General features: G+C 56.5%; 21 protein-coding genes. 6 read left to right on the forward strand and 15 right to left on the reverse strand.

Annotation, left to right across the window (positions count from 1 at the left end):
* Positions 1 to 51: 51 nt before the first annotated feature.
* From arsC to HMPREF0201_RS11150, 8 genes are all read right to left on the reverse strand, one after another.
* Complete coding sequence (gene arsC / locus HMPREF0201_RS11115; protein ID WP_016536750.1) at positions 52 to 480, reverse strand: glutaredoxin-dependent arsenate reductase; 429 nt, start codon at positions 478 to 480, stop codon at positions 52 to 54.
* A gap of 11 nt (positions 481 to 491) precedes the next feature.
* The gene (locus tag HMPREF0201_RS11120) at positions 492 to 1781 is read right to left on the reverse strand and encodes an arsenic transporter (RefSeq protein ID WP_016536751.1); all 1290 of its coding nucleotides are present in this window, start codon (positions 1779 to 1781) and stop codon (positions 492 to 494) included.
* Between the two features lie 73 nt (positions 1782 to 1854).
* A complete protein-coding gene (locus tag HMPREF0201_RS11125; RefSeq protein WP_039899327.1) occupies positions 1855 to 2196 on the reverse strand; it encodes a metalloregulator ArsR/SmtB family transcription factor in 342 nt (113 codons plus the stop codon).
* A gap of 135 nt (positions 2197 to 2331) precedes the next feature.
* Entirely contained in the window at positions 2332 to 3009 is a 678-nt protein-coding gene (gene narI, locus HMPREF0201_RS11130; RefSeq protein WP_016536753.1) for a respiratory nitrate reductase subunit gamma, read from the reverse strand.
* Positions 3009 to 3713, reverse strand: a complete 705-nt coding sequence (gene narJ, locus HMPREF0201_RS11135; protein ID WP_016536754.1) for a nitrate reductase molybdenum cofactor assembly chaperone — start codon at positions 3711 to 3713, stop codon at positions 3009 to 3011. The genes narI and narJ overlap by 1 nt, the downstream gene beginning before the upstream one ends.
* The gene (gene narH / locus HMPREF0201_RS11140) at positions 3710 to 5245 is read right to left on the reverse strand and encodes a nitrate reductase subunit beta (protein WP_016536755.1); all 1536 of its coding nucleotides are present in this window, start codon (positions 5243 to 5245) and stop codon (positions 3710 to 3712) included. The genes narJ and narH overlap by 4 nt, the downstream gene beginning before the upstream one ends.
* Complete coding sequence (locus tag HMPREF0201_RS11145) at positions 5242 to 8988, reverse strand: nitrate reductase subunit alpha (protein ID WP_016536756.1); 3747 nt, start codon at positions 8986 to 8988, stop codon at positions 5242 to 5244. The genes narH and HMPREF0201_RS11145 overlap by 4 nt, the downstream gene beginning before the upstream one ends.
* 347 nt (positions 8989 to 9335) lie before the next feature.
* A complete protein-coding gene (locus HMPREF0201_RS11150; RefSeq protein ID WP_039898295.1) occupies positions 9336 to 10727 on the reverse strand; it encodes a NarK family nitrate/nitrite MFS transporter in 1392 nt (463 codons plus the stop codon).
* A gap of 307 nt (positions 10728 to 11034) precedes the next feature.
* Here HMPREF0201_RS11150 and narX point away from each other — a divergent pair, with 307 nt between their 5' ends.
* Positions 11035 to 12828: a nitrate/nitrite two-component system sensor histidine kinase NarX gene (gene narX, locus HMPREF0201_RS11155; RefSeq protein WP_016536759.1), complete on the forward strand. Its 1794-nt coding sequence runs from the start codon at positions 11035 to 11037 to the stop codon at positions 12826 to 12828.
* Positions 12825 to 13475, forward strand: coding sequence for a two-component system response regulator NarL (narL, locus tag HMPREF0201_RS11160; RefSeq protein WP_016536760.1), 651 nt, complete (start codon positions 12825 to 12827; stop codon positions 13473 to 13475). The genes narX and narL overlap by 4 nt, the downstream gene beginning before the upstream one ends.
* 7 nt (positions 13476 to 13482) lie before the next feature.
* Here the strand turns inward: narL and HMPREF0201_RS11165 are convergent, their stop codons facing one another.
* Positions 13483 to 14883, reverse strand: a complete 1401-nt coding sequence (locus HMPREF0201_RS11165) for a YchO/YchP family invasin (RefSeq protein ID WP_016536761.1) — start codon at positions 14881 to 14883, stop codon at positions 13483 to 13485.
* Positions 14884 to 14988: 105 nt separating this feature from the next.
* Here HMPREF0201_RS11165 and HMPREF0201_RS11170 point away from each other — a divergent pair, with 105 nt between their 5' ends.
* From HMPREF0201_RS11170 to HMPREF0201_RS11180, 3 genes are all read left to right on the forward strand, one after another.
* Positions 14989 to 15342 (forward strand): DsrE/DsrF/TusD sulfur relay family protein, encoded by a 354-nt coding sequence (locus HMPREF0201_RS11170; protein WP_016536762.1) that lies wholly within the window; start codon positions 14989 to 14991, stop codon positions 15340 to 15342.
* A gap of 107 nt (positions 15343 to 15449) precedes the next feature.
* Positions 15450 to 17237 carry a methyl-accepting chemotaxis protein gene (locus HMPREF0201_RS11175; protein ID WP_016536763.1) on the forward strand — a complete coding sequence of 596 codons (1788 nt, stop codon included), beginning with the start codon at positions 15450 to 15452 and terminating at the stop codon, positions 17235 to 17237.
* Between the two features lie 221 nt (positions 17238 to 17458).
* A complete protein-coding gene (locus HMPREF0201_RS11180; RefSeq protein WP_016536765.1) occupies positions 17459 to 17704 on the forward strand; it encodes a DUF1883 domain-containing protein in 246 nt (81 codons plus the stop codon).
* 38 nt (positions 17705 to 17742) lie between these two features.
* Here the strand turns inward: HMPREF0201_RS11180 and HMPREF0201_RS11185 are convergent, their stop codons facing one another.
* Positions 17743 to 18444, reverse strand: a complete 702-nt coding sequence (locus HMPREF0201_RS11185; protein WP_039899329.1) for a gamma-glutamylcyclotransferase — start codon at positions 18442 to 18444, stop codon at positions 17743 to 17745.
* Between the two features lie 536 nt (positions 18445 to 18980).
* On the opposite strand from HMPREF0201_RS11185, the gene chaA reads away from it, so the two are divergent.
* A complete protein-coding gene (gene chaA, locus HMPREF0201_RS11190) occupies positions 18981 to 20084 on the forward strand; it encodes a sodium-potassium/proton antiporter ChaA (RefSeq protein ID WP_016536767.1) in 1104 nt (367 codons plus the stop codon).
* A 111-nt stretch (positions 20085 to 20195) separates the two neighbouring features.
* Here the strand turns inward: chaA and kdsA are convergent, their stop codons facing one another.
* Genes kdsA through prfA form a run of 5 tightly spaced genes read right to left on the reverse strand, consistent with a single transcriptional unit; the run spans position 20196 to position 24206 of the window.
* Positions 20196 to 21050, reverse strand: coding sequence for a 3-deoxy-8-phosphooctulonate synthase (kdsA, locus tag HMPREF0201_RS11195; RefSeq protein WP_016536768.1), 855 nt, complete (start codon positions 21048 to 21050; stop codon positions 20196 to 20198).
* Positions 21051 to 21074: 24 nt separating this feature from the next.
* A complete protein-coding gene (sirB1, locus tag HMPREF0201_RS11200) occupies positions 21075 to 21884 on the reverse strand; it encodes an invasion regulator SirB1 (protein WP_016536769.1) in 810 nt (269 codons plus the stop codon).
* A 2-nt stretch (positions 21885 to 21886) separates the two neighbouring features.
* Positions 21887 to 22276 carry a SirB2 family protein gene (locus HMPREF0201_RS11205; RefSeq protein ID WP_016536770.1) on the reverse strand — a complete coding sequence of 130 codons (390 nt, stop codon included), beginning with the start codon at positions 22274 to 22276 and terminating at the stop codon, positions 21887 to 21889.
* Positions 22277 to 22293: 17 nt separating this feature from the next.
* The gene (gene prmC / locus HMPREF0201_RS11210) at positions 22294 to 23124 is read right to left on the reverse strand and encodes a peptide chain release factor N(5)-glutamine methyltransferase (RefSeq protein WP_016536771.1); all 831 of its coding nucleotides are present in this window, start codon (positions 23122 to 23124) and stop codon (positions 22294 to 22296) included.
* On the reverse strand, positions 23124 to 24206 hold the full coding sequence (gene prfA / locus HMPREF0201_RS11215; protein ID WP_016536772.1) for a peptide chain release factor 1: 1083 nt from the start codon (positions 24204 to 24206) through the stop codon (positions 23124 to 23126). The genes prmC and prfA overlap by 1 nt, the downstream gene beginning before the upstream one ends.
* Positions 24207 to 24231 lie beyond the last annotated feature (25 nt).

The following is a 24231-nucleotide window of genomic DNA, read 5'->3' on the forward strand; positions in this document are numbered from 1 at the left end:
ACGGACTCAGAAGCCTGAGTCCGTTGCTTAAGAATGATAGCGAGGCATGGGTCAGGACCCCAGTCGCCGGCCTTTTTCATCTACTACACGCTCGCCGTCCTCTTTGTTAAACGCCCCGGTTTGCCCCGCAGGCAAAATATCCAGCACTTTCTCGGACGGCCGGCAAAGCCGGGTTCCCAGCGGCGTGACGACAATCGGGCGGTTAATCAGAATCGGATATTGCAGCATAAAATCAAGAAGCTGCCGGTCGGTAAATTTATCCTCCTCCAGCCCCAGGGTTTCGTAAGGCTCCACGTTTTTACGCAGCAGTTCGCGTACCGTAATGCCCATATCGGCAATCAACTTTCTGAGTTCCTCGACTGAGGGCGGCTGTTCCAGATAATAGATAATCTTTGGCTGTTCGCCGCTATTGCGGATCATCGCCAGCGTATTGCGGGACGTCCCGCACTCTGGGTTGTGATAAATCGTTACGTTGCTCATAGCCCTGCCCGTTAATGAGTAAAGGAGAGACGCAGCGCCAGCGCGGCTAGCGTCACCAGCAGCACCGGTAGCGTCATCACTATTCCGGTACGGAAGTAGTAGCCCCAGCTTATTGTCAGCTGTTTTTGAGAAAGCACATGCAGCCAGAGCAGCGTGGCAAGGCTGCCGATAGGGGTAATTTTAGGGCCGAGATCGCAGCCAATAACGTTGGCATAAATCATCGCCTCTTTAATCACACCGCTGGCGCTGCTTCCGTCGATTGAAAGCGCTCCAATCAGAACTGTAGGCATATTATTCATCACCGACGACATGAAAGCCGTCAGGAAACCGGTGCCCAGCGTTGCCGTCCACAGGCCTTTTTCCGCCAGCCAGTTCAGCACGCCGGAGAGCTGTTCGGTCAAACCGGCATTGCGCAGGCCGTAGACCACCAGATACATGCCCAGCGAGAAGATAACGATTTGCCAGGGCGCGCCGCGCAGCACTTTCCCGGTATTGATTGCCTGCCCTCTTTTCGCCACCACAAACAGAACCAACGCTCCGGCCGCCGCAATCGCGCTAACCGGCACGCCAAGCGGCTCCAGAACAAAAAAGCCCACCAGCAGCAGTACCAGCACTATCCAGCCGGTAATAAAAGTCGCCGGATCTTTAATTGCCTTCGCGGGCGTCTTCAGCAGCGTGAGGTCATAAACCGGCGGAATATCCTTGCGGAAAAACAGATGCAGCATGATAAGCGTCGCAACAATCGCGGCGATGTTGACCGGCACCATGACAGAAGCATATTCGGTAAAGCCGAGATGGAAGAAATCCGCCGAGACGATATTCACCAGGTTGGAAACGATCAGCGGCAGGCTCGCCGCGTCGGCGATAAAACCCGCTGCCATTACAAACGCAAGCGTTGTCCCTTTGCTGAACCCCAGCGCCAGCAGCATCGCTATCACGATTGGCGTCAGGATCAGCGCTGCGCCATCGTTGGCAAACAGCGCCGCGACCGCCGCGCCGAGGAGCACAATCCAGGTAAACAGTAGCCGTCCTCGCCCGTTTCCCCAGCGGGAAACATGCAGCGCCGCCCACTCAAAAAAGCCCGATTCATCCAGCAACAGGCTGATAATAATTACCGCGATAAAGGTGGCGGTCGCGTTCCAGACGATGCTCCATACCACAGGAATATCGGTGACATGCACCACGCCGCTAGCCAGCGCCAGCCCCGCGCCTAGCAGCGCGCTCCAGCCGATCCCCAGCCCTTTCGGCTGCCAGATAACCAGCACAATGGTCAGAATAAAAATTGCCGCTGCCAAAAACATCCTGCCTCCCGTCAGCGCCGTGAAGATCCGACGCAAACATATATGAAAAAATGAATATGATTAGATAAATTTTTTACCGGCAAAGCGCCGTCGAACCATCGGCTTCGATGCGCTTCAGCCGCGCCAATACGTCCTGCCCCTGGCCGTGCCAGGCCTGCTCAATCACCGCCGCGGCCCAGGCCGGCATATGGGGCGAGAGGCGATAGTAAATCCACTTTCCTTCGCGCCTGTCCAGCAGCAGTCCGCCTTCACGCAGCATCGCAAGATGGCGGGAAACCTTGGGTTGTGATTCCTGAAGCACGGCGGTTAATTCGCAGACACAAAGCTCATTCTTAGCCTTGAGCATCAAAACGATCGCCAGCCGCGTTTCGTCAGATAAGTTTTTAAAAAGCTGTAACGGCGTCAACGTGGACATAAACCTGACCTCATGGATTAACCCCGCCATGGTAAACCTGAAGCAAGGAATGTCAATAAACACATTCGAAAAAACATATTTGTTATGGCAAAAAAATACCCGACCTGAGCCGGGTATTCGATGCGCTACTCGCGGTTAGCGGCGGGCGCGTACTATCTGATATTTACGCGTCAGATATTCTACCGGCGCGCTCCAGACGTGCACCAGACGGGTGAACGGGAACAGCAGGAAGATAGTCATGCCCAGCACCAGATGAACGCGGAAGATAAACGCCACGCCTTCCAGGTGCTCAGACGCGCCGCCGCGGAAGGTCACCACGCTCTGCGCCCAGCCCACCAGCTTCATCATTTCGCTGCCGTCCATATGCTGGGCGGAGAACGGAATAGTGCCGAGGCCTAACGCACACTGCACCATCAAAATGCTGAGGATAAGAATATCCGCTGGCGTCGAGGTTGCACGAATACGCGGGTTAAACAGGCGGCGTTTCAACAGCAGCAGGCCGCCCACCAGCGTCATCACACCGCAGGCACCGCCCGCGATCATCGCCATTTTTTGCTTCACGTCCACGGGCAGGAAGGATTCATACATCCAGTGCGGCGTCAGCATGCCGAGGAAATGGCCGGCAAAAATCCCCAGAATACCGAAGTGGAACAGGTTGGAAGCCATGTTCATGCCCTTCGGATCCAGCATCTGGCTGGAGGCGGCGCGCCAGGTATACTGCCCGTAGTCATAGCGCAGCCAGCTGCCCACCAGAAATACCGTCCCGCACAGGTACGGATAGATATCAAAGAAGAATACGCTCAGGAAATGCATTATTGCTGCCCTCCGATTTCGAGATACTGCGGAGCAACCGCCCCGGCAAAGCGGCGTTGATGGCTGGAGATCTCAGACTCTCCGCAGCCCGCCTCGGCGATAAATTTGACCTGCTCCTCTTCCCACACCGCGTCCAGCGCCTGCGGGGTATCGTCGCGTGCTTCATCGGCAATCTGCTTGCCTACGCTTTCCGCGCTGACATCACTTGCCGACAGAGCCAGCAGCATATCGAACAGCAGCGCATAGTCGCTTTCCCGTTGTTTGAGGCGCGCGCTAAGCAGCGCCAGAATCGGGGCGATATCCTGCAAGCCGCCGCGCGCCTCGCCTTCCGGCTGCTGGGAAAGATATTCCAGATACAGCGGCAGATGGTCCGGCAGTTCGCGGCTGTCGATTTCCAGCCCGGCGCGCTGATACTGATTCATCAAATTCACCATCGCCTGGCCCCGGTCGCGTGACTCGCCGTGAACGTGTTCAAACAGCAGCAGCGAAGTGGCGCGGCCACGGTCGAATAACTCGCCGTAACTGGCCTGAGCATCAAGCAGCTCGCGGCCGCAAAGCGAGGAAATGAAGCTCCCCAGCTCTGCACGCTGGGCCGAATTGAGGGCGGTGCCCTCCTCCAGCGCGGCCGCCAGTTCGTCATGGTGCTGCCACAAAGCAGCATCCGGGTACTCCATCAGGCGGGAGATTATCAACAGTTCAATCATGGGTGCGGCTCCGTTTTACCGGACACATCGATGGCGTCGATGCGGCGGCTGTTGAACAGGTTGAACTTGGTATCGCTGCCGTGGCAGCCGTCGCCGAAGCTAAAGCCGCAGCCGTTACGTTCCGGGAACGCATCTGCCGCCAGCTCGCGATGGCTGGTCGGCACCACAAAGCGGTCTTCGTAGTTGGCGATAGCCAGATAGCGATACATTTCCTGAGCCTGAGCTTCGGTCAAGCCCACCTCTTCCAGCGCACGGGTATCATTCACCCCGTCCACGGTTTCAGCACGTTTGTAATGGCGCATAGCCATCATACGTTTCAGGGCGCGCAGCACCGGTGCGGTGTCACCTGCTGTCAGCAGATTCGCCAGATATTCCACAGGAATACGCAGGCTTTCTACGTCAGGCAGAATGCCGGTATGCGGCAGCTGGCCCGCATCGGCAGCGGACTGGATCGGCGACAGAGGCGGCACGTACCAGACCATCGGCAGCGTGCGGTATTCCGGGTGCAGAGGCAGCGCCAGCTTCCAGTCCATCGCCATTTTGTAAACCGGCGACTGCTGGGCCGCGTCGATAACGCTCTGCGGCACGCCGTCTTTCAGCGCCTGCTCGATAACCGCAGGATCGTTCGGGTTCAGGAACACGCCGAGCTGGCGCTCATAGAGATCCTGTTCGTTTTCGGTGCTTGCCGCTTCTTCAATCGCGTCCGCATCGTAAAGCAGCACGCCGAGGTAGCGGATGCGGCCTACGCAAGTTTCGGAGCAGACCGTCGGCATACCCGCTTCGATACGCGGATAGCAGAAGATGCACTTCTCAGACTTGCCGGTCTTCCAGTTGAAGTAGATCTTTTTGTACGGGCAGCCGGTTACGCACATGCGCCAGCCGCGGCACTTATCCTGATCGATAAGCACGATGCCGTCTTCTTCACGCTTGTAAATAGCGCCGCTCGGGCAGGTCGCCGCACACGCCGGGTTAAGGCAGTGCTCGCACAGGCGCGGAAGATACATCATGAAGGTATTTTCAAACTGGCCGTACATCGCCTTCTGCATGTTCTGGAAGTTCTGATCTTTAGCGCGCTTCTCAAACTCGCCGCCGAGGATCTCTTCCCAGTTCGGGCCTGCTTCGATTTTGTTCATCCGCTGGCCGGTTATCAGCGAGCGCGGACGGGCGATCGGCTGATGCTTGCCTTCAGGCGCGTTATGAAGATGCTGGTAGTCGTAATCAAACGGCTCGTAGTAATCATCGATGCCCGGCAGGTGCGGGTTAGCGAAGATTTTGCCCAGCAGCATGGCGCGGTTGCCCATGCGCGGCTGGAGCTTACCGTTGATTTTACGGATCCAGCCACCTTTCCATTTTTCCTGGTTTTCCCAGTCGTTCGGGTAGCCAATGCCGGGTTTGGTTTCGACGTTGTTAAACCACGCGTACTCCATCCCTTCGCGGCTGGTCCAGACGTTTTTACAGGTCACCGAACAGGTGTGGCAGCCGATGCATTTATCAAGGTTCAGCACCATGCCGACTTGTGAACGAATTTTCATTTTACGCTCTCCTGTTTCTGGTCGTTACCTTCGCCATCTAACCAGTTAATCTCTTTCATCTTGCGCACCACCACGAACTCATCGCGGTTGGAGCCCACCGTGCCGTAATAGTTGAAACCGTATGCCAGCTGCGCGTAACCGCCAATCATATGCGTTGGTTTAGGGCTAATACGGGTCACCGAGTTATGAATACCGCCGCGCTGGCCGGTTATCTCAGAACCCGGCAGGTTCACAATGCGCTCCTGGGCGTGGTACATCATGGTCATCCCGTCAGGAATACGCTGGCTCACTACCGCACGCGCGGTCAGGGCGCCGTTTTTGTTGAATACTTCAATCCAGTCGTTATCCGCAATGCCAAGATCTTTAGCATCCGACTCGCTCATCCAGACAATCGGCCCGCCGCGCGACAGCGTCAGCATCAGCAGGTTGTCGCTGTAGGTAGAGTGAATGCCCCATTTCTGGTGCGGCGTCAGGAAGTTCAGCGCCTTCTCCGGGTTACCGTTGGACTTGGTGCCCATCACGCCTTTTACCGAACGGGTATCAATTGGCGGACGGTAAACCAGCAGGCTTTCGCCGAAGTCGCGCATCCACTGATGATCCTGATAAAGCTGCTGACGGCCGGAAAGCGTACGCCATGGGATCATCTCGTGAACGTTGGTGTAACCCGCGCTGTAGGAAACATGCTCATCCTCAAGACCTGACCAGGTCGGGCTGGAGATGATTTTGCGCGGCTGCGCCTGAATATCGCGGAAGCGAATTTTTTCGTCTTCTTTATTGGTCGCCAGATGCGTATGGCCGCGGCCGGTAAACTCACCGAGCGCGGCCCAGGCCTTCACCGCAACCTGGCCGTTGGTTTCCGGTGCCAGGGTGAGGATCACTTCAGCAGCATCAATCGCGGAGTTGATCATCGGCTGGCCTTTTGCCGGGCCGTCTGCTTTCTCGTAGTTGAGCTTGCGCAGCAGATCCATCTCGCTTTGGGTGTTCCAGGAAATGCCTTTCCCGCCGTTGCCGATTTTTTCCATCAGCGGGCCAACCGAGGTGAAGCGCTCGTAGGTTGCCGGATAATCACGCTCAACCACCATAAGGTGCGGCGCAGTTTTCCCCGGGATCAGGTCGCATTCACCTTTCTTCCAGTCCTGCACGCCGTAAGGCTGAGCCAGTTCGGCGGCGGAGTCATGCTGAATAGGCAGCGTAACCACGTCGGTTTCTTTACCGAGATGGCCAACACAGACTTCTGAGAATTTCTTCGCGATGGCTTTATAAATTTCCCAGTCGCTTTTTGACTCCCAGGCCGGGTCAACTGCGGCAGAAAGCGGGTGAATAAACGGATGCATATCCGAGGTATTCATATCGTCTTTCTCATACCAGGTTGCCGTCGGCAGCACGATATCGGAATACAGGCAGGTGCTGGACAGGCGGAAGTCCAGAGTCACCACCAGGTCCAGCTTACCGTCGAGGCCGTTATCGACCCACTCAACTTCTTCCGGCATCACGCCGCCTTCCTGGCCCAGGTCTTTACCCTGAATACCGTTTTCGGTTCCCAGCAGGTATTTGAGCATGTACTCATGCCCTTTACCGGAGGAGCCAAGCAGGTTGGAACGCCAGACAAACAGGTTGCGTGGATGGTTATTGCCCGCGTCCGGCTGTTCGGAGGCGAAACGGATCCCGCCTGATTTCAGCTGTTCGGCGGTGTAATCAGCCGGGGACATACCGGCGGCTTTCGCCTGCTGCGCAATGTGCAGCGGGTTGGTGTTCAACTGCGGAGCGGAAGGCAACCAGCCCATACGCTCGGCGCGCACGTTGAAGTCAATCAGGTGGCCGCTGTAGCGGGATTTATCCGCCAGCGGTGACAGCAGCTCTTCCGCCGTCAGCGACTCATAGCGCCACTGGCTGGAATGGTTGTAGAAGAACGAGGTGCTGTTCATATGGCGCGGCGGACGCTGCCAGTCGAGCGCAAACGCCAGAGGCTGCCAGCCGGTCTGCGGACGCAGTTTTTCCTGGCCGACATAGTGCGCCCAGCCGCCGCCGCTTTGACCAACACAGCCGCAGAAGATCAGCATATTGATCAGGCCACGGTAGTTGCTGTCCATGTGGAACCAGTGGTTCAGACCGGCGCCGACGATAATCATCGAACGGCCATGGGTTTTGTTGGCGTTATCGGCAAATTCGCGTGCGATGCGGATAATATGCTGACGCGGCACGCCGGTAATCTGCTCAGCCCAGGCCGGAGTATAGGCTTTTACATCGTCGTAGCTGCTGGCGCAGTTTTCGTCGCCCAGGCCACGGTCAAGGCCATAGTTAGCCAGGGTGAGATCGTAAACGGTGGTGACCAGCGCGCTGCTGCCGTCCGCCAGTTGGATACGTTTGACCGGCAGTTTGTGCAACAGAACGTTTTCCAGCTTAACGTTATTGAAGTGTTCGGAGCTTTCGCCGCCAAAATACGGGAACCCGACTTCGGCTACCTCGTCATGGCTGCCCAGCAGGCTCAGGCGCAGTTCGGCTTCTTCGCCGCTGGTGCCGTCGCGCTGCTCAAGGTTCCATTTGCCCTTCTCGCCCCAGCGGAAGCCGATGGAGCCGTTCGGCGCGCTCAGGTCACCGGTGGTGTCGTTCAGGGCTACGGTTTTCCACTGCGGATTGTTTTCCTGACCGAGGTTATCCACCAGATCGGCAGCGCGCAGCATACGGCCTGCGGCGTAGAAGCCGTCGCGCTCTTCCAGCATCACCAGCATCGGCATGTCGGTGTAGCGGCGAACATAGTCGGTGAAATACTGGCTGGGATTATCGAGATGGAACTCGCGCAGCATAACGTGGCCCATCGCCAGCGCCATCGCGGCATCGGTCCCCTGTTTAGGCGACAGCCACTGGTCGCAAAGCTTGGCTATTTCGGCGTAATCCGGGGTGACGGCAACGGTTTTGGTGCCCTTGTAGCGAACTTCAGTGAAGAAGTGCGCATCCGGCGTACGGGTCTGCGGCACGTTAGAGCCCCAGGCGATGATGTAGCTGGAGTTGTACCAGTCGGCGGACTCAGGTACGTCGGTTTGCTCGCCCCAGGTCATCGGCGAAGCCGGCGGCAGGTCGCAATACCAGTCGTAGAAGCTCAGGCAGGTACCGCCGATAAGCGACAGATAGCGCGCGCCGGAAGCATAAGAAACCATCGACATCGCCGGGATAGGCGAGAAGCCCGCGATGCGGTCCGGGCCGAAGGTTTTTGCGGTAAAGACGTTAGCGGCGGCAATCAGTTCGTTCACTTCCTGCCAGCTTGAGCGCACAAAGCCCCCGCGTCCACGCGCCTGCTTATAGCTTTTGGCTTTTTCAGGATCGTTGATAATTGAAGCCCAGGCGTTTACCGGATCGCTGTGCTGCACTTTTGCTTCACGCCAGAGTTTGATCAGGCGTTTACGCATCAGCGGGTATTTCAGGCGGTTGGCGCTGTAGAGATACCAGGAGTAGCTGGCGCCGCGAGGGCAGCCGCGTGGCTCGTGGTTAGGCATATCGGGGCGGGTGCGCGGGTAATCGGTTTGCTGGGTTTCCCAGGTGACCAGGCCGCTTTTAACATAAATCTTCCAGCTACAGGAGCCGGTGCAGTTCACGCCGTGAGTAGAACGAACCACTTTGTCGTGCTGCCAGCGCTGGCGGTAACCTTCCTCCCAGTCGCGGTTGGTGTCGAGCAGTTGGCCATGTCCATTGGCAAAAGTTTCGCCCTTCTGTTTGAAGTAACGAAACCGGTCGAGGAATTTGCTCATCGGGGTTCTCCTGATGTGGAGCCTGCAGGCTCTTCTGGTGAAATCGACATTGCTGAATGACAGGAAAGTTAACGCTTAGAAAGCATAGGATATTTGATGATGATCAACTGCTCCGGGTGTGGTCTTTCACCAGAAACGAAGATCTACCACCAAAGTATAATCACGGAAAATCCTGTAACTTAATGTATTTTAAGGATTAAAAATAACACCTCGTTATCATGGGGGTAAAGGATTCATCCCTACAGGTATTAAGGGGTAGAGACTCACAAATGCGTCGCTTTCCGCTGCATAAGGCAAAAAAAAGCGCGACCGAAGCCGCGCAAAGGGATAACCAAAGGTTAAATCGTTTAGCGTGAAGATTTACGGCCGTAAACCGCCCAGGTAATCACCACGCAGACAATGTAGAACACCAGGAAGACTTTCATCGCCCCTGCGGGAGAGCCGGTTAATGCCAGAGAGGTCCCGAAGGCTTTAGGAATGAAGAAGCCACCAATCGCGCCAATGGCCGAAATAAAGCCCAGCGCGGCCGCGGTGTCGGTTGCCGCCTCACGCATCGCGTGCTCATCGCTGCCGCCCGCCGCTTTGACTCTGTCCATAGTCAGCTTACGGAAGATAACGGAAATCATCTGGAAGGTTGAGCCGCTGCCCAGACCCGCAGTGAGGAACAGCATCAGGAACACGCCGAAGAAGGCGATAAAGTTGCCGCCCTCGCCGTTGCTCGGCAGCGTGGTGAACAGCAGCGCGCTGAATACCGCCATCAGGATAAAGTTATACAGCGAGACGCGGATCCCGCCCCAGCGGTCGGAAATAGCACCGCCGGCCGAACGAGCCAGCGCGCCAAAGAGCGGGCCGAAGAAGGCAAAGTGGAGAATATTCACGTCCGGGAACTGGGTTTTGGACAGCATCGCAAACCCTGCGGAGAAGCCGATGAACGAGCCAAAGGTCGCCAGATAGAGCACGCCCAGCACCCAAAGATGCCCGCGCTTAAGCACCGGCAGCTGTTCACGCAGCGACGCTTTCGAGGCGGAGAGATCGTTCATGCCAAACCAGGCGGCAATAGTGAAAATGGCCAGGAACGGCACCCAGATCCACGCGGCATTTTCCAGGAACAGCATCGTGCCGTCGCCCTGTTCAACGCCCTTACCGCCAAATACCGCAAACATTGACGCAGAGATAACCAGCGGAGCCACCAGCTGCATCACGCTGACGCCCATATTGCCCAGGCCGCCGTTAATCCCCAAAGCGCCACCCTGCTTCGCCTTCGGGAAGAAGAAGCTGATGTTAGCCATGCTGGAAGCAAAGTTCGCACCGGCAAAACCGCACAGCAGCGAGATGATGATGAAGGTATTGAAAGAGGTGCTGGTATCCTGCACCGCAAAGCCCAGCCACACGCACGGAATAATTAAAATCCCGGTGCTGAACGCCGTCCAGCGGCGGCCGCCAAATACCGGCACCATAAATGAATACGGCACGCGCAGCAGTGCGCCGGAAACCGAAGGCAGCGCGGTAAGCATAAACAGCTGGTCGGTAGAGAAATTAAATCCAACTTTGTTAAGGTTGACCGCTACGGCGCTAAACAACATCCAGACGCAGAACGCCAACAGCAGGCTGGGAACTGAAATCCACAGGTTACGGCTGGCAATACGGTGACCTTTTTGCTGCCAGAACTGCGGGTCCTCCGGCCGCCAGTCGGTAATCAGTGCGTCCGAGGACTTCTCGGTTGCGGGGGACTGTGACATAAACACCTCAATTTGTGTGAGTAACTGCTGCAACCTTAGGGTTATGGAGTGGAGATTAGTTGATGCAAATCAATGGATAATCCATCTCTGCGCGGGGCAAAAATGCCCCCTCATTCTTTGTGAGTAAGCCTTTTCGGTAAAAAATATGTGGTTTTTCACATCCCTGACTAACGTTATGGTTAAACGAATAGAACAACCTGCCACCTTTGGCAATTTAGGGGTAATCCTTAGGGGGTATGGGTATACTCCAGGGGATGCCTGAAAATAGCGCCACCTTCCGAATCAACCGCCCGGAGCCCGTACATCAATGCTAAAACGCCTGTTCTCCCCCCTTTCGCTGGTAAACCAGCTGGCGCTGGTCGTGATGCTGCTTGCGTTGCTGAGCGTGGCGGGAATGGGAGCGGCAGGATGGCTGGCGCAGGGCATATCCGGTAACGCCCACGCGATTAACAAAACCGGCTCAATGCGTATGCAGAGTTACCGCCTGCTGTCGGCAATTCCTCTGTCGGAGCAGGACTCGGTATTACTTCGCGAAATGGAACAGACCACCTGGAGCGACGAATTGCGCCTCGCCGCCCAGCGCGACGGCCAGCAGGCGAAGCTCAAACAGCTACAAGACTACTGGCGTACCACGCTTGAACCGGCGCTCACGCAGGCCCAGACGCCCCATCAGGTCGAACCCGAGGTCAAACATTTCGTCGCCAGTATTGATGAACTGGTTAGCTCCTTCGACCGCACCACGGAAATGCGTCTGCATCACGTTATTTTGCTCCAGCAGGGAATGGCCCTGCTGCTTGGCCTGCTGATTATCTTCACCCTTATCTGGCTGAGAAAACGGCTGCTGAAACCCTGGCGCCAGCTGCTGGCCATGGCCGTTGCTATTGGCAAACGAGATTTCACCCAGCGCGTGAACGTGCGTGGCCGCGACGAAATGGCTACCCTGGGGATTGCGCTGAACAGCATGTCCGGCGAGCTGGCGCAGAGCTATGCCGTGCTTGAGCGCCGGGTGCGGGAAAAGACCGCCGGTCTGGAACAAAAAAACCAGATGCTGTCGTTCCTCTACCAGGCAAACCGTCGCCTGCACTCCCGAAACCCGCTGTGCCAGCGCATTTCGCCGGTGCTGAGCGAGCTGCAGGAATTAACCCCGCTGCACGGCATCGAGCTGAGGGTTTATGAATACGAAGACGAAGAAAACTACCAGGAATTTACCTTCCAGCCGGACGCACGCTGTAATGCCCAGGGCTGCCAGCTTTGCCCGGCCAGCGGCTACAGCGTGCCGCAGGGCTCCAGCACGCTAAAATGGCGGCTGACGGATAACCAGATTCAGTACGGCCTGGTGCTGGCCCAGCTGCCTCAGGGCAGCAGCCTGACCGACGACCAGCAGCAGCTTATCGCCACGCTGATGGAGCTGCTTACGGCCACGCTCGCCATGGAGCGCCAGTATGAGCACCAGCAGCAACTGGTCGTGATGGAAGAGCGTTCGGCTATTGCAAGGGAGCTGCACGACTCTATCGCCCAGTCTCTTTCCTGTATGAAGATGCAGGTTAGCTGCCTGCAAATGCAGGGCGAAGCGTTACCCGAGCAGAGCAAAACCCTGCTGGAGCAGATTCGCGGCGAGCTGAATACCTCGTGGCGACAGCTGCGCGAACTGCTGACCACCTTCCGTCTACAGCTTACCGAACCCGGCCTGCGCCCGGCGCTCGAGGCCAGCTGCCAGGAGTTCAGCGAAAAATTCGGCTTCCCGGTGACGCTTGACTATCAGCTTCCTCCCCGTCTGGTGCCTTCCCACCAGGCAATTCACCTGGTGCAAATCGCCCGCGAGGCAATGAATAACAGTTTAAAACACGCCGATGCCAGCGCCTGCGGCATCAGCGTGACCCGCCAGGGAAATCAGGTTCGCCTGACGATATGGGATAACGGCCGCGGCATTCCCGATAGCGCGGAGCGCAGCAACCATTACGGCCTTATAATCATGCGTGACCGCGCGCAAACCTTACAGGGTGACTGCCAGGTCCGCGCCCGCCCCTGCGGCGGCACGGAAGTGATAGTCAACTTTATGCCCGAATCACCGCTTTCTTCCACGACAAGGAGTGAAGAATGAGCCACCAGGAAGCAGCAACCATTTTGCTGATTGACGATCATCCAATGATGCGTACCGGCGTTAAACAGCTTATCAGCATGGCACCGGAGCTTGCCGTCGTGGGGGAAGCCGGCAACGGCGAACAGGGCGTTCAGCTTGCCGAGTCGCTCGATCCGGACCTGATCCTGCTCGATCTCAACATGCCGGGGATGAACGGCCTGGAAACCCTCGACTGCCTGCGCGAGAAAGCGCTTTCCGGGCGAATTGTGGTGTTCAGCGTCTCCAACCACGAAGAAGATGTGGTGACAGCCCTGAAACGCGGCGCGGATGGTTATCTCCTGAAAGATATGGAGCCAGAAGATTTGCTCAAGGCGCTCCAGCAGGCCGCTGCTGGTGAAATGGTATTGAGCGAAGCGCTGACGCCGGTGCTGGCGGCAAGCCTGAGGGCCAACCGCTCGACTTCCGACCGGGACGTTAACCAGCTTACGCCGCGCGAGCGCGACATTCTGAAGCTGATTGCCCAGGGACTGCCGAACAAAATGATCGCCCGCCGCCTGGATATCACCGAAAGCACGGTGAAAGTCCACGTTAAGCACCTGCTGAAAAAGATGAAGCTCAAGTCTCGCGTTGAAGCAGCGGTCTGGGTACACCAGGAGCGCATTTTCTGAATGCCGGTTACTCTCCCGGCATCAGCGAATAACGCGAGTCGTTTTCAGGGTTGATCAACAGCGGCGCGGCAGGTTTGAGCGTTACCCAGTTCGAGGTCGTCCGCTGCCCTTTCTCATCTTCGATAGTGACCGACAGGCGGTATTCGTTATCCGCCCCTTCCTGCCACGCTGGCAGAATAATACTCCAGCCCTCCGCGCTACGCGCCTGGGCTGGCGGAGTCAGGCTTAACGCCCGGGTGTCCCCCTGCCACGAAACATTACGGATGCCGTGAGGCGCGCGAACCTGTAGCTTAAGCGCCACGGTTTCACCCGGCTGAGGCTGCCACGGCGGCGTAGCCAGAAACACCGACAAGGTTTTACGCTGGCGATACTGCATCACCGGCACCGATTCTCGCTCTACGCTGTCATAGCGGCTACCACGTAGGGAACTGGTGGTCGCCACCTCATCCGCCGAGAGCTGTTTTTGCAGCGGCACGCCAAAGCGGTAGTTAAGCTTCAGGCCAAGGTTTTCCTGCGCCGTCCCGCTTTCCCCCTGCTTGTGCTGCGCGGTCAACGTCACCAGCGGCACCGGGGTGTAGTTTATCCCCATTGTTACGGCCACCGGATTACGATAACCGGTATCGTTATTAAATAACGTTACACTGTCACCGAAATACTGTTCGAAGCTCAGGCTGGTATTGATATGCCGGTAAAACGGGAGCCAGGCCTGCGCCGTAACGTCATAACCGCGAGCAAGCCGCTGTTCGAGCGTTTCCGTTTCGCCGCGCCAGCCGTTTAGCGGCTGATAATAGTTGGCGGAAAGCCGCAGGTATTCTCCCCAGGCCTCTGCGCCAAAGCCTGCCCGCTGTAGCCGGGTGACCAGCTGATTATCATAAAAGGTGTTGTAGCCAAGCAGCCACTTCCCGGCAACCCAGCGCTGCCCGACGCCAAAATTGCCCACGGCGCCGCTCTTTTGCTGACTGAGGCCAAGCTGGCTCCAGGTAAGATAGCGGTTGTTGTCCTGCCAGGGGGTAAACAGCGCCCCGCTGCTTCCCGCCCAGCTGCCGTGCTCGTCCACGAGCAAATTAAAGCTGGCTTTGCCCCAGGGCGAGAGCAGCGACTGGGCTTCGTCGGTGACTTTATCGGCCAGCACATCGCGCAGGCTGGTAAAGGCAAACAGGCGCGCCTGGTCACCGGCGTCCAGCCCGTTGTCGGTCATGCTGTCTTCCCCGAACTTTTTTGCCATCGCCGCAATTTTGCGCGCGGCGGCATCGGACTCAGGAGCCAGCCCCAGACTGGGCAATTCCTCTGAAGACTGAGAGAAGGGATTTTCGGCGGCCTGAATGAATCGGTTTGAGGTATCCATCGCCCCTCCCACGTCAGGGAGCAGGCCAGGCAAAATGATAAGCGGAACGACTAATCTACGCATTTCTTAATTATAACATAATGATTTGTTGAGTAAGCAGTACCCGCCTGCGCCCCTCAGCGCTACACTGACGGCACCCTAACTTGCCACAAGTCAAAGGAGAATCAAGTGCAAAAAATCGTGATTATTGCCAACGGGGCGGCCTACGGCAGCGAGTCGCTGTTTAACAGCCTGCGCCTGGCTATCGCCCTGCGTGAGCGTGAATCGCAGCCTGAAGTGAAGCTATTTTTAATGTCCGACGCGGTAACCGCCGGTTTGCGCGGGCAAAAACCGGCCGAGGGCTACAATATTCAGCAAATGCTGGAGATCCTCACCGCTCAAAACGTGCCGGTAAAATTATGCAAAACCTGCACCGACGGGCGCGGTATCAGCGGGCTGCCGCTGGTTGACGGCGTGCTTATAGGTACCCTGGTTGAGCTGGCAGAGTGGACGCTGGAGGCAGATAAAGTCTTAACATTCTAATAGTTCCGGCGCGGCAATATTTTTTGCTTATACTCCCTGCCGCGCCATCAAGTTACCTGCTTAAGTTGCCGATATTTCAGTTAGGACAACACAGCAGGATAATAAATATGATTAGATCTATTCGTACACGCATTCTTTTAGTTACGGCGATTTGCCTGGTCTCAGCTTTATGTCTCAACACCTTTATCAACTACTACGTCACCAGCCGCGATAATCAGCAGTCCCTCAGCGCGACATTAACCAGCACCAGTCTCAGCCATTCGGTAGCGATTAGCGACTGGGTGAAGGGTAAAATGACCATCATCCATTCCCTCGAAGGCGTAGCGTTAAGCGATGATCCTATCCCGGTTTTCCGCCAGCTTGCCGCTGCAGGAGGGTTTACCAATATCTACGTTGGCTATGCCAGCAAAACCGCGAAGTTCTCCGACCCAACCGGGGTTCCGGCTGACTTCGACCCTACGGGACGCCCCTGGTATCAGCAGGTCGTTAAAGACGATGCGCCCGTGGTTACCGCTCCCTACGTCGATGCGGGAACCGGCAAGCTTGTCGTGACTTTTGCTGTGCCAATCAAACAGGACGGCGCGTTAAAAGCCGTTGTGGCAGGCGATGTCGCGCTGGACAGCGTTATCGCCAACGTACGCAGCATTCATCCTACCCCCAACAGCAGCGGATTATTGCTTAATAACGACGCCACCCTGATTGCAGCCCAGGATCCAGCGCTGACGCTCAAACCCTTTATCGATGCGGTAAAACAGGCAGATTTGAATCAGCTGCTCGGCGGCGACCGCCGTACCGGCGGCACGATTGCCGACCGGGAGAAACAGCTGATGGCAAGCCCCATCGCCGGTACGCACTGGTATCTGGTGGTCGCTTTGGATGAGCAAGATGCCACCTCAGGGATGCGCTCCCTGCTGAAGGCTTCGGCGGTAGCACTCCTGGTGCTGGTGCTGATTTCCGGCGGCGTCGTACACCTGCTGGTGGGCAAAGTTATGGCTCGCCTGGGCACTATCCGGGACGGCATGCGCGCCATCAGCAGCGGCACCAATGACCTTTCGCAGCGCCTGCCGGAAACCGGCCACGACGAGGTGACCGAAATTGCGCACGCCTTTAACGCCTTTAGCGACAAGCTGGGGCTGGTAATGATGCAGCTCAGGGATTCCAGCGCCTCGGTAAAAGTTGCGGCAAACGAAATTGCCGCCGGTAACCAGGATCTTTCTGCCCGTACCGAGCAGGCCGCTTCCAGCCTGCGTGAAACCGCCAGCGCCGTTGAGCAAATCACCGCCTCGGTTGCCAACTCCAACGAGTCCGCCGCCCAGGCGAATACTCAGGCGCACTGCGCAAGCGAAGCGGCAGAACGCGGCGGCGAAGTGGTGTCCAAAGTGATTACCACCATGCAGGCCATCGAGCAGGCCTCCGGCAAAATTGGCGATATCACCAGCGTCATCGACAGCATTGCCTTCCAGACCAATATTCTTGCTCTGAATGCCGCAGTCGAAGCCGCCCGCGCCGGAGAACAGGGGCGAGGTTTTGCCGTAGTAGCGGGTGAAGTGCGTAACCTCGCGAGCCGCAGCGCCCAGGCGGCAAAAGAGATTAAAGGCCTGATTGACTCCACCACCGGCAGCGTCGCCGACGGCTCTCTTTACGTTCGTCAGGCGGGTGAAGCGATGGGCAAAATCGAGCACAGCGTGGGAAGCGTGCTGGGTATTATGCGGGAGATAAATATCGCCACCGGGGAGCAAATGAAAGGCATCCAGGAAATTAACCACGCGGTGAGCCATCTTGACCGCATGGTGCAGCAAAACGCCGAGCTGGTTGTACAGTCCGCCGCCGCCGCACAGGCGCTGCAAACCCAGGCCGGGGAATTAGCGGAAACCGCCGGGCATTTCCGTATTTAATGATGTGCCGGCGGGCGTTTGCCAACGAAACGCTCGTCGGCTGAATGGTTTCAGGCACAATGTCATTATTGTTGAATCGTTGCGGCGTTTTTTGATCAAAATCAGCATTGCTCCCCCTTCGCTCTGGTGTGATGCAAAGAGTGATTTGTGAACAACATCACTTACTGAAGCGGTACTTTTGGGGGCCTGAGGCCATGATTGATGCGGGAGCGGAGTGAAAAATGCCTGTAGTAAAAGCCAGTCTGAAACTTTTTGGCGGCGATACCGTGGTGGTTCGCTGTTCGGATAGCTGTCATATCCATTTGATGTGCGCCTCGGAAAACCGCGGCAGGCCGCAGGAAGATATTCTGAGCGTGCAAAACCGCCAGTCTGCCTACATCCCCGTGCCCTACAGCGGCACCTGGAAAGTGCTGATCGACAGCCACAGCCAGTCGCTTGAGCACTCCATCAGCTTTGTTCCGGCCTGATAAATAGTAAGGCCACCGCAGGGTGGCCTTTTTAATACTTACACAAAACCGGGCTGTAGCCCGCTGTCACCTTCTTCGCCACGGCCGTTCAGCCACGCGCGCACCTGGTTTGCCAGCTCCGACATTCGGTCATCCTGCATACCGCGGTTCTTCATCTCCTGTTCCAGGGAGAAAAGATACTGAGCGTTGGTGCCGAGCGGGCCGCTGGCCGAGCCGATAAGCGGCGCGATGGTTTCCGCGCGGGTATCTGCCTCATAGAGCGGATGACGCGGGTCCATAATAAACACCAGGACATTTACCGTCCGACCATCGTCCAGCTCCAGCTTGCACCAGGTAGGCAGATAGCAGCCGGTTATCATCTCGCGCTTCCAGACCAGCGTAAGCTCCTCTTCGAGGATCGCTTCCGGCAGGCGGTAAGCAAGGCCCGTCGTGCGCCCTCCTTCCTTCAGCGCCAGCATGCGTCCGGGACGGCAAGCCGTACCTCGCCCCGCCGTGAGGCGCAGGCAGAAGGCGCGATGCCACCCCACCAGCGTGCCGGGCGCAGACTCTTCAAATTCAAAAGCCGGGTTCCACATCAACGAACCGTAACCAAAAAGCCACACCGGGCTTTGGTCGGGGCGACAAGCAAGCGTCGCGGCAAGAGATGCCGAGCGCTGCTCAGGGGTCCACAATAACGATTCCTCAATGGCTCCAAAAGCCGTCTTACAATCCGCTTTCATTAAGAAATCACGCGTTAACACCATATACCTCCGCCACTGCATGCTTCCGTGCGACTGCACAAGCTGCGCCTTCCCGGCTTTTATTGACAACTTTTGCTTACTAATAGAGCAACATATCAAGACCATAAGCAATTCGTCGCGTACTGGCAAGTATGATGATGATCACATAACAGCGAAATTGTCATTTTAACTTGCCATACTGGCGCGCAGAACAGCGTTACATAGCCAAAAGGCACACGGAACCAAAGGTTTATTTCCGCATTAGCTCCGTTATCAGTCTCTTATACTCCCGAATCGCTTTCTCACACAGCGTTAAGGCCAGAATCTCGCCCTTTAGCATAGCTTATTTGTATTTAACAAAAACATATCAATATGTTTTATAAGCATTAAATAACGAACACTAACCATTTTAATTGATTAGAACATTTTTAATAGAAATGCGGTAAAAGTAAGTAAATTTTAACTAAAAGAAAGGTTTTTTTGCTAACTTATGCGGGTTCAAAAACCTGACTATAATGATCAAAACAGGTTATCGCCTGCAGAGATGGAGAAGTTGAATGACAAAAACACAACATGAGGCGGTAAAAACCCGCCACAAGGAGAGTTCTCTCATTTTCCCGGTACTGGCACTGGCGGTACTGGCGATGTGGGGGTCAAGCCAGTCCCTGCCGGTGGTGGTCGGAATCAATATTCTGGCGCTGGTGGCAATTTTAAGCAGCGCTTTTAGCGTTGTTCGTCATGCGGACGTGCTGGCTCACCGTCTCGGTGAACCCTACGGCTCGCTGATCCTGAGCTTATCTGTCGTTATTCTTGAAGTCAGCCTGATTTCCGCCCTGATGGCCACGGGCGACGCCGCGCCGACCCTGATGCGCGATACGCTTTACTCCATCATTATGATTGTTACCGGCGGCCTGGTGGGCTTCTCGCTGCTGATGGGCGGGCGTAAATTTGCCACTCAGTATATGAACCTGTTCGGCATCAAACAGTATTTAATTGCCCTGTTCCCGCTGGCAGTTATCGTGCTGGTGTTTCCGATGGCGCTGCCGGGCGGTAACTTCTCGCTGGCCCAGTCGCTGCTGGTGGCGCTGATTTCCGCCGCTATGTACGGCGTGTTCCTGCTGATTCAGACCAAAACGCACCAGAGCCTGTTTGTTTACGAGCATGAAGATGAAGGCGATGACGATGACCCGCACCACGGCAAACCGTCGGCGCACAGCTCAGCCTGGCATACCGTATGGCTGATTGTGCATTTGGTTGCGGTTATTGCTGTGACCAAAATGAATGCGAACCCGCTGGAGCACCTGCTCGAAGCCGTTAGCGCTCCCGCACAGTTCACCGGCTTCCTCGTCGCCCTGCTCATTCTCTCCCCTGAGGGTCTGGGAGCGTTGAAGGCGGTGCTCAGCAACCAGGTACAGCGTGCCATGAACCTGTTCTTCGGTTCGGTGCTGGCAACAATCTCATTAACGGTTCCGGCGGTCACGCTGATTGCCTGGTTCACCGGTAATGACCTGGTCTTCGCGCTTGGCATGCCGCAGATGGTAGTGATGCTGGCGGCGCTGGTGCTGTGCCAGATATCCTTCTCCACCGGGCGTACCAACGTGCTTAACGGTACCGCTCACCTGGCGCTGTTTGCCGCTTATTTGATGACGATATTCGCCTAAGTAAACAGCAAGACTGCTTGTAAGAGCAGTCTTTAGTGTTTGCTCCCTCTCCCTTGAGAGAGGGACAGATATAAAAAAACCCGCCGCAGCGGGTTTTGTTTTTTGCAGCAATTAGTGGCTGGTATCCAGCGGCTCAAAGTTTTTCACCAGGTCGTCAATGGCTTTAATCTGGGTCAGGAAAGCTTCAAGCTTGGCCAGAGGCAGCGCGGACGGGCCGTCGCAGCGAGCGTTGTCCGGGTCCGGGTGCGCTTCAATAAACAGACCCGCCAGCCCCGTAGCCATCCCGGCGCGAGCCAGTTCGGTAACCTGAGCGCGGCGGCCGCTGGATGCAGCGCCAAACGGGTCGCGGCACTGTAGAGCATGGGTCACATCGAAAATCACCGGCGCACCGCCAGAAACCTGCTTCATCACGCTGAAGCCCAGCATGTCCACAACCAGGTTGTCGTAGCCGAACTGCGTCCCGCGGTCGCACAGAATAATTTTTTCGTTGCCGCCTTCGGCGAATTTATCAACGATGTTGCCCATCTGGCCCGGGCTAACAAACTGCGGCTTCTTCACGTTAATGACCGCGCCGGTTTTTGCCATCGCTTCCACCAGGTCAGTCTGGCGAGCGAGGAAAGCTGGCAGCTGGATAACGTCAACCACGTCGGCCACCGGCTGAGCCTGGTGAGATTCGTGCACGTCAGTGATGATTTTCACGCCGAAGGTCTGCTTCAGCTCCTGGAAAATCTTCATCCCCTCTTCCAGACCCGGACCGCGGTAGGAATTGATGGATGAACGGTTGGCTTTATCAAAAGAGGCTTTAAACACGTACGGAATGCCCAGTTTCTGGGTCACGGTCACGTAATGTTCGCAGATACGCATCGCCAGGTCGCGAGACTCCAGCACGTTCATGCCGCCGAACAGCACAAACGGCAGGTCGTTTGCGACGTTGATATCACCAATGCTAACCACTTTTTGTTTCATATGTTCGCCTTATCAGGTGTGAACTTAATGCAGGGTAATCTGCTTGTGCGCAATCGAGTTGATTTGCGCTTTAATCATTTCGCTAATCGGATCTTCCGGGCATTGCTCAACAAAGTAGCTCAAATCGCTGAGCGCCACATGTTCGCAGTCCAGCTGGGCGTAGATCAAACCGCGGTCGCGAATTTCGTACGGATCTTCCGGATTGAACTGCAACAGCACTTCGCTGGCGCGCAGAGCAAGCTCCATCTGGCGCTCTTCCATCAGCGCGGACTTCAGGGTGTCCAGCAGCTTGCGGATAACTTCGGCATTATCCGACTCGTCGAGATCTTCGTCGAACAGCTCGGCGGTCGGGTTAATGTTGCCCTTGATCCACACTTCCAGCGTGTGCTCGTCCAGCGTATCGCCGTTAAACGGATTGATAAGCCACATTTCGCCATCCATCCAGTCGGCGCGCAGGATCAGCTGCGTAGGGAAAATCACCGGCATCAGCGGGATGTCGAGCTGCCCGGCAACCCACAATAAAATTGCCCCAAGAGAGACGGCGCTCCCCTGGCGGCTTTCTAAGACATTATCCAGCCACAGGGCGTCGGACAGGCGGTAAACGCCGCCTGAATCCTTAAAACCCCATTCGCCGTAAAAAAGTTCCAGCAGTTTTTCCAGCTGCAAATCAGGGTGTGCCCCCTGGCAAATTTCTTCTTTTGCCAGGCTGACTAATTGCCCAAGCTGCGCCTGTACTTCTTCAGTCGGAAAATCGTCACGAATCAGCTGCGAAATTAAAATCATGCCTTCGCAAAGCGGTGCCTGATTAAATTCGAAATCGGCTAACGACCTCATGCTTACCCCAGTATCGGTATTTTAGTGGTGGCGAGTTTAATGATGATGTAGAGCACCACCAGCCCCAGCAGAAAAGCAAACCAACGGATCTGCTGGCTGCGCGGGCGTTTGCCCAGCGCGATAAAACCCAAAGCGATATAGATGATAACGCCAAACAGTTTCTCCGTCAGCCAGCTTCCTTGAGGCGTAAACGGATAGAAGTGCGTAATCAGAACCAGCCCGAAGCCGCTTAACAGCAGCACGGTATCATTTATGTGCGGCACAATGCGCACCCAGCGCTTAGCGGATATTGCCGAGCCGCGATATTGCCACCAATAGCGTAATACAAACAGGCTAATTGAAATTACGACGGTGAAAATATGCAGATATTTAAGTGAAAAATAAGTCGCCACAGCATCTGTTCCTTAATTCAAAGATAGCGTCCTGACGTCAGGCGTTCATTGCCGCCATAATCTTTGGTGGTTTCAACATCCTGAAAACCGGCTTCGCACAATAGCTGCCTCACCTGCTCTCCCTGCTGCCAGCCGTGTTCCAGCATCAGCCAGCCGCCGGGTTCAAGGAAGCGCCGTGAATCACTCACCAGGATTTCAATGTCCGCCAGACCGTGATTGTCGGCCACCAGAGCGCTCTTTGGCTCAAAGCGAACGTCGCCCTCTGCCAGATGCGGATCTTGCTCATCGATATAAGGCGGGTTGCTGACGATCAGCGTGAAACGCTGATTATTGAGCGCGCTAAACCAGCAGCTTTGCAATACCTTAACATTGGTAATACCCAGATTTTGTGCATTCGCGCGCGCAAGCTCTACTGCCTCCGGCACCAGGTCCAGCGCCGTCACGTCGCAGTCCGGGCGTTCGCTGGCAAGGGCCAGCGCTATAGCGCCCGTGCCGGTGCCCAGGTCGAGAATCGAGCACGGCGTAGAAGGCAGCTTTGTGAGCGCCTGTTCGACCAGGCATTCGGTATCGGGCCGGGGAATAAGCGTGGCCGGAGAAACGCGCAGCGGCAGCGACCAGAATTCTCGCTCGCCAACCAGGTGCGCAATCGGCTCACCGCGCTCGCGGCGAACCAGTAAAGCTTCAAGCTCGGTTTGCTGCTCCTGCGTCAGCCGGGTTTCGCCAAAGGCGAGAATATAGGTTCTCGCCTTGCCGGTAACAAACCCGAGCAAAATCTCCGCATCGCGCTTTGGGCTTTCGCTCTGCGCCAGACGCTGTACGGCCTGGCGGAGCCATGACTGAAACTCCATTAATCCTGCTCGGACAACGCCGCGAGCTGGTCAGCCTGGAATTCCTGGACTATCGGCTCAATCAGGGCGTCAATCTTGCCTTCCATCACTTCATCCAGGCGGTAAAGCGTCAGGTTGATGCGGTGGTCTGTTACGCGCCCCTGCGGGAAGTTATAGGTGCGGTTACGGTCTGAACGGTCGCCGGAGCCAAGCAGGTTGCGGCGGGTAGAAGCCTCTTCCTGCTGACGCTTAGCCACTTCAGCGGCGCGAATACGCGACCCGAGCACCGAAAGCGCTTTGGCTTTGTTCTTATGCTGGGAACGTTCGTCCTGGCATTCAACCACGATGCCGGTTGGCAAGTGGGTGATACGGATGGCGGAGTCGGTGGTGTTAACGTGCTGGCCGCCCGCGCCCGAGGAGCGGAAGGTGTCGATGCGCAAATCCGCCGGGTTAATGTCCGGCAGTTCTGCTTCCGGGATCTCCGGCATCACGGCAACGGTACAGGCCGAGGTGTGGATACGCCCCTGAGATTCCGTAGCGGGAACGCGCTGCACGCGGTGGCCGCCGGACTCAAACTTCAGTCGGCCATAGACGCCGTCACCGCTGATTTTTGCGATAACTTCTTTGAAGCCGCCGTGCTCGCCTTCGTTAGCGCTGATAAGCTCAACGCGCCAGCGGCGGGCTTCCGCATAGCGGCTGTACATGCGGAACAGGTCACCGGCAAACAGCGCGGCTTCGTCACCGCCGGTTCCGGCGCGGACTTCAACGAATGCGTTGCGCTCATCATCGGGATCTTTCGGCAGCAGCAGAACCTGAAGTTGCTGCTCCAGCTCTTCGCTGTTGGCTTTAGCTTCTGCCAGCTCTTCCTGCGCCATTTCGCGCATTTCCGGGTCGCTGAGCATGCTTTCTGCGGTTTCAATGTCTTCCTGAACCTGGCGCCATTGCAGGAAACAGCGTGATACATCGCTTAACTGGGCATATTCACGAGACAACGCGCGAAAACGGTCTTGATCGGCAATCGTCGCGGCATCGCCGAGCAGGGCCTGAACTTCTTCATGGCGCTCCTGCAAGGCTTCCAGTTTGGCAACAATAGAAGGCTTCATGGGCGGTGGTTCACCTTGTAATAAG

The sequence above is a fragment of the Cedecea davisae DSM 4568 genome, assembly GCF_000412335.2.
In the GTDB taxonomy this organism is placed as follows: domain Bacteria; phylum Pseudomonadota; class Gammaproteobacteria; order Enterobacterales; family Enterobacteriaceae; genus Cedecea; species Cedecea davisae.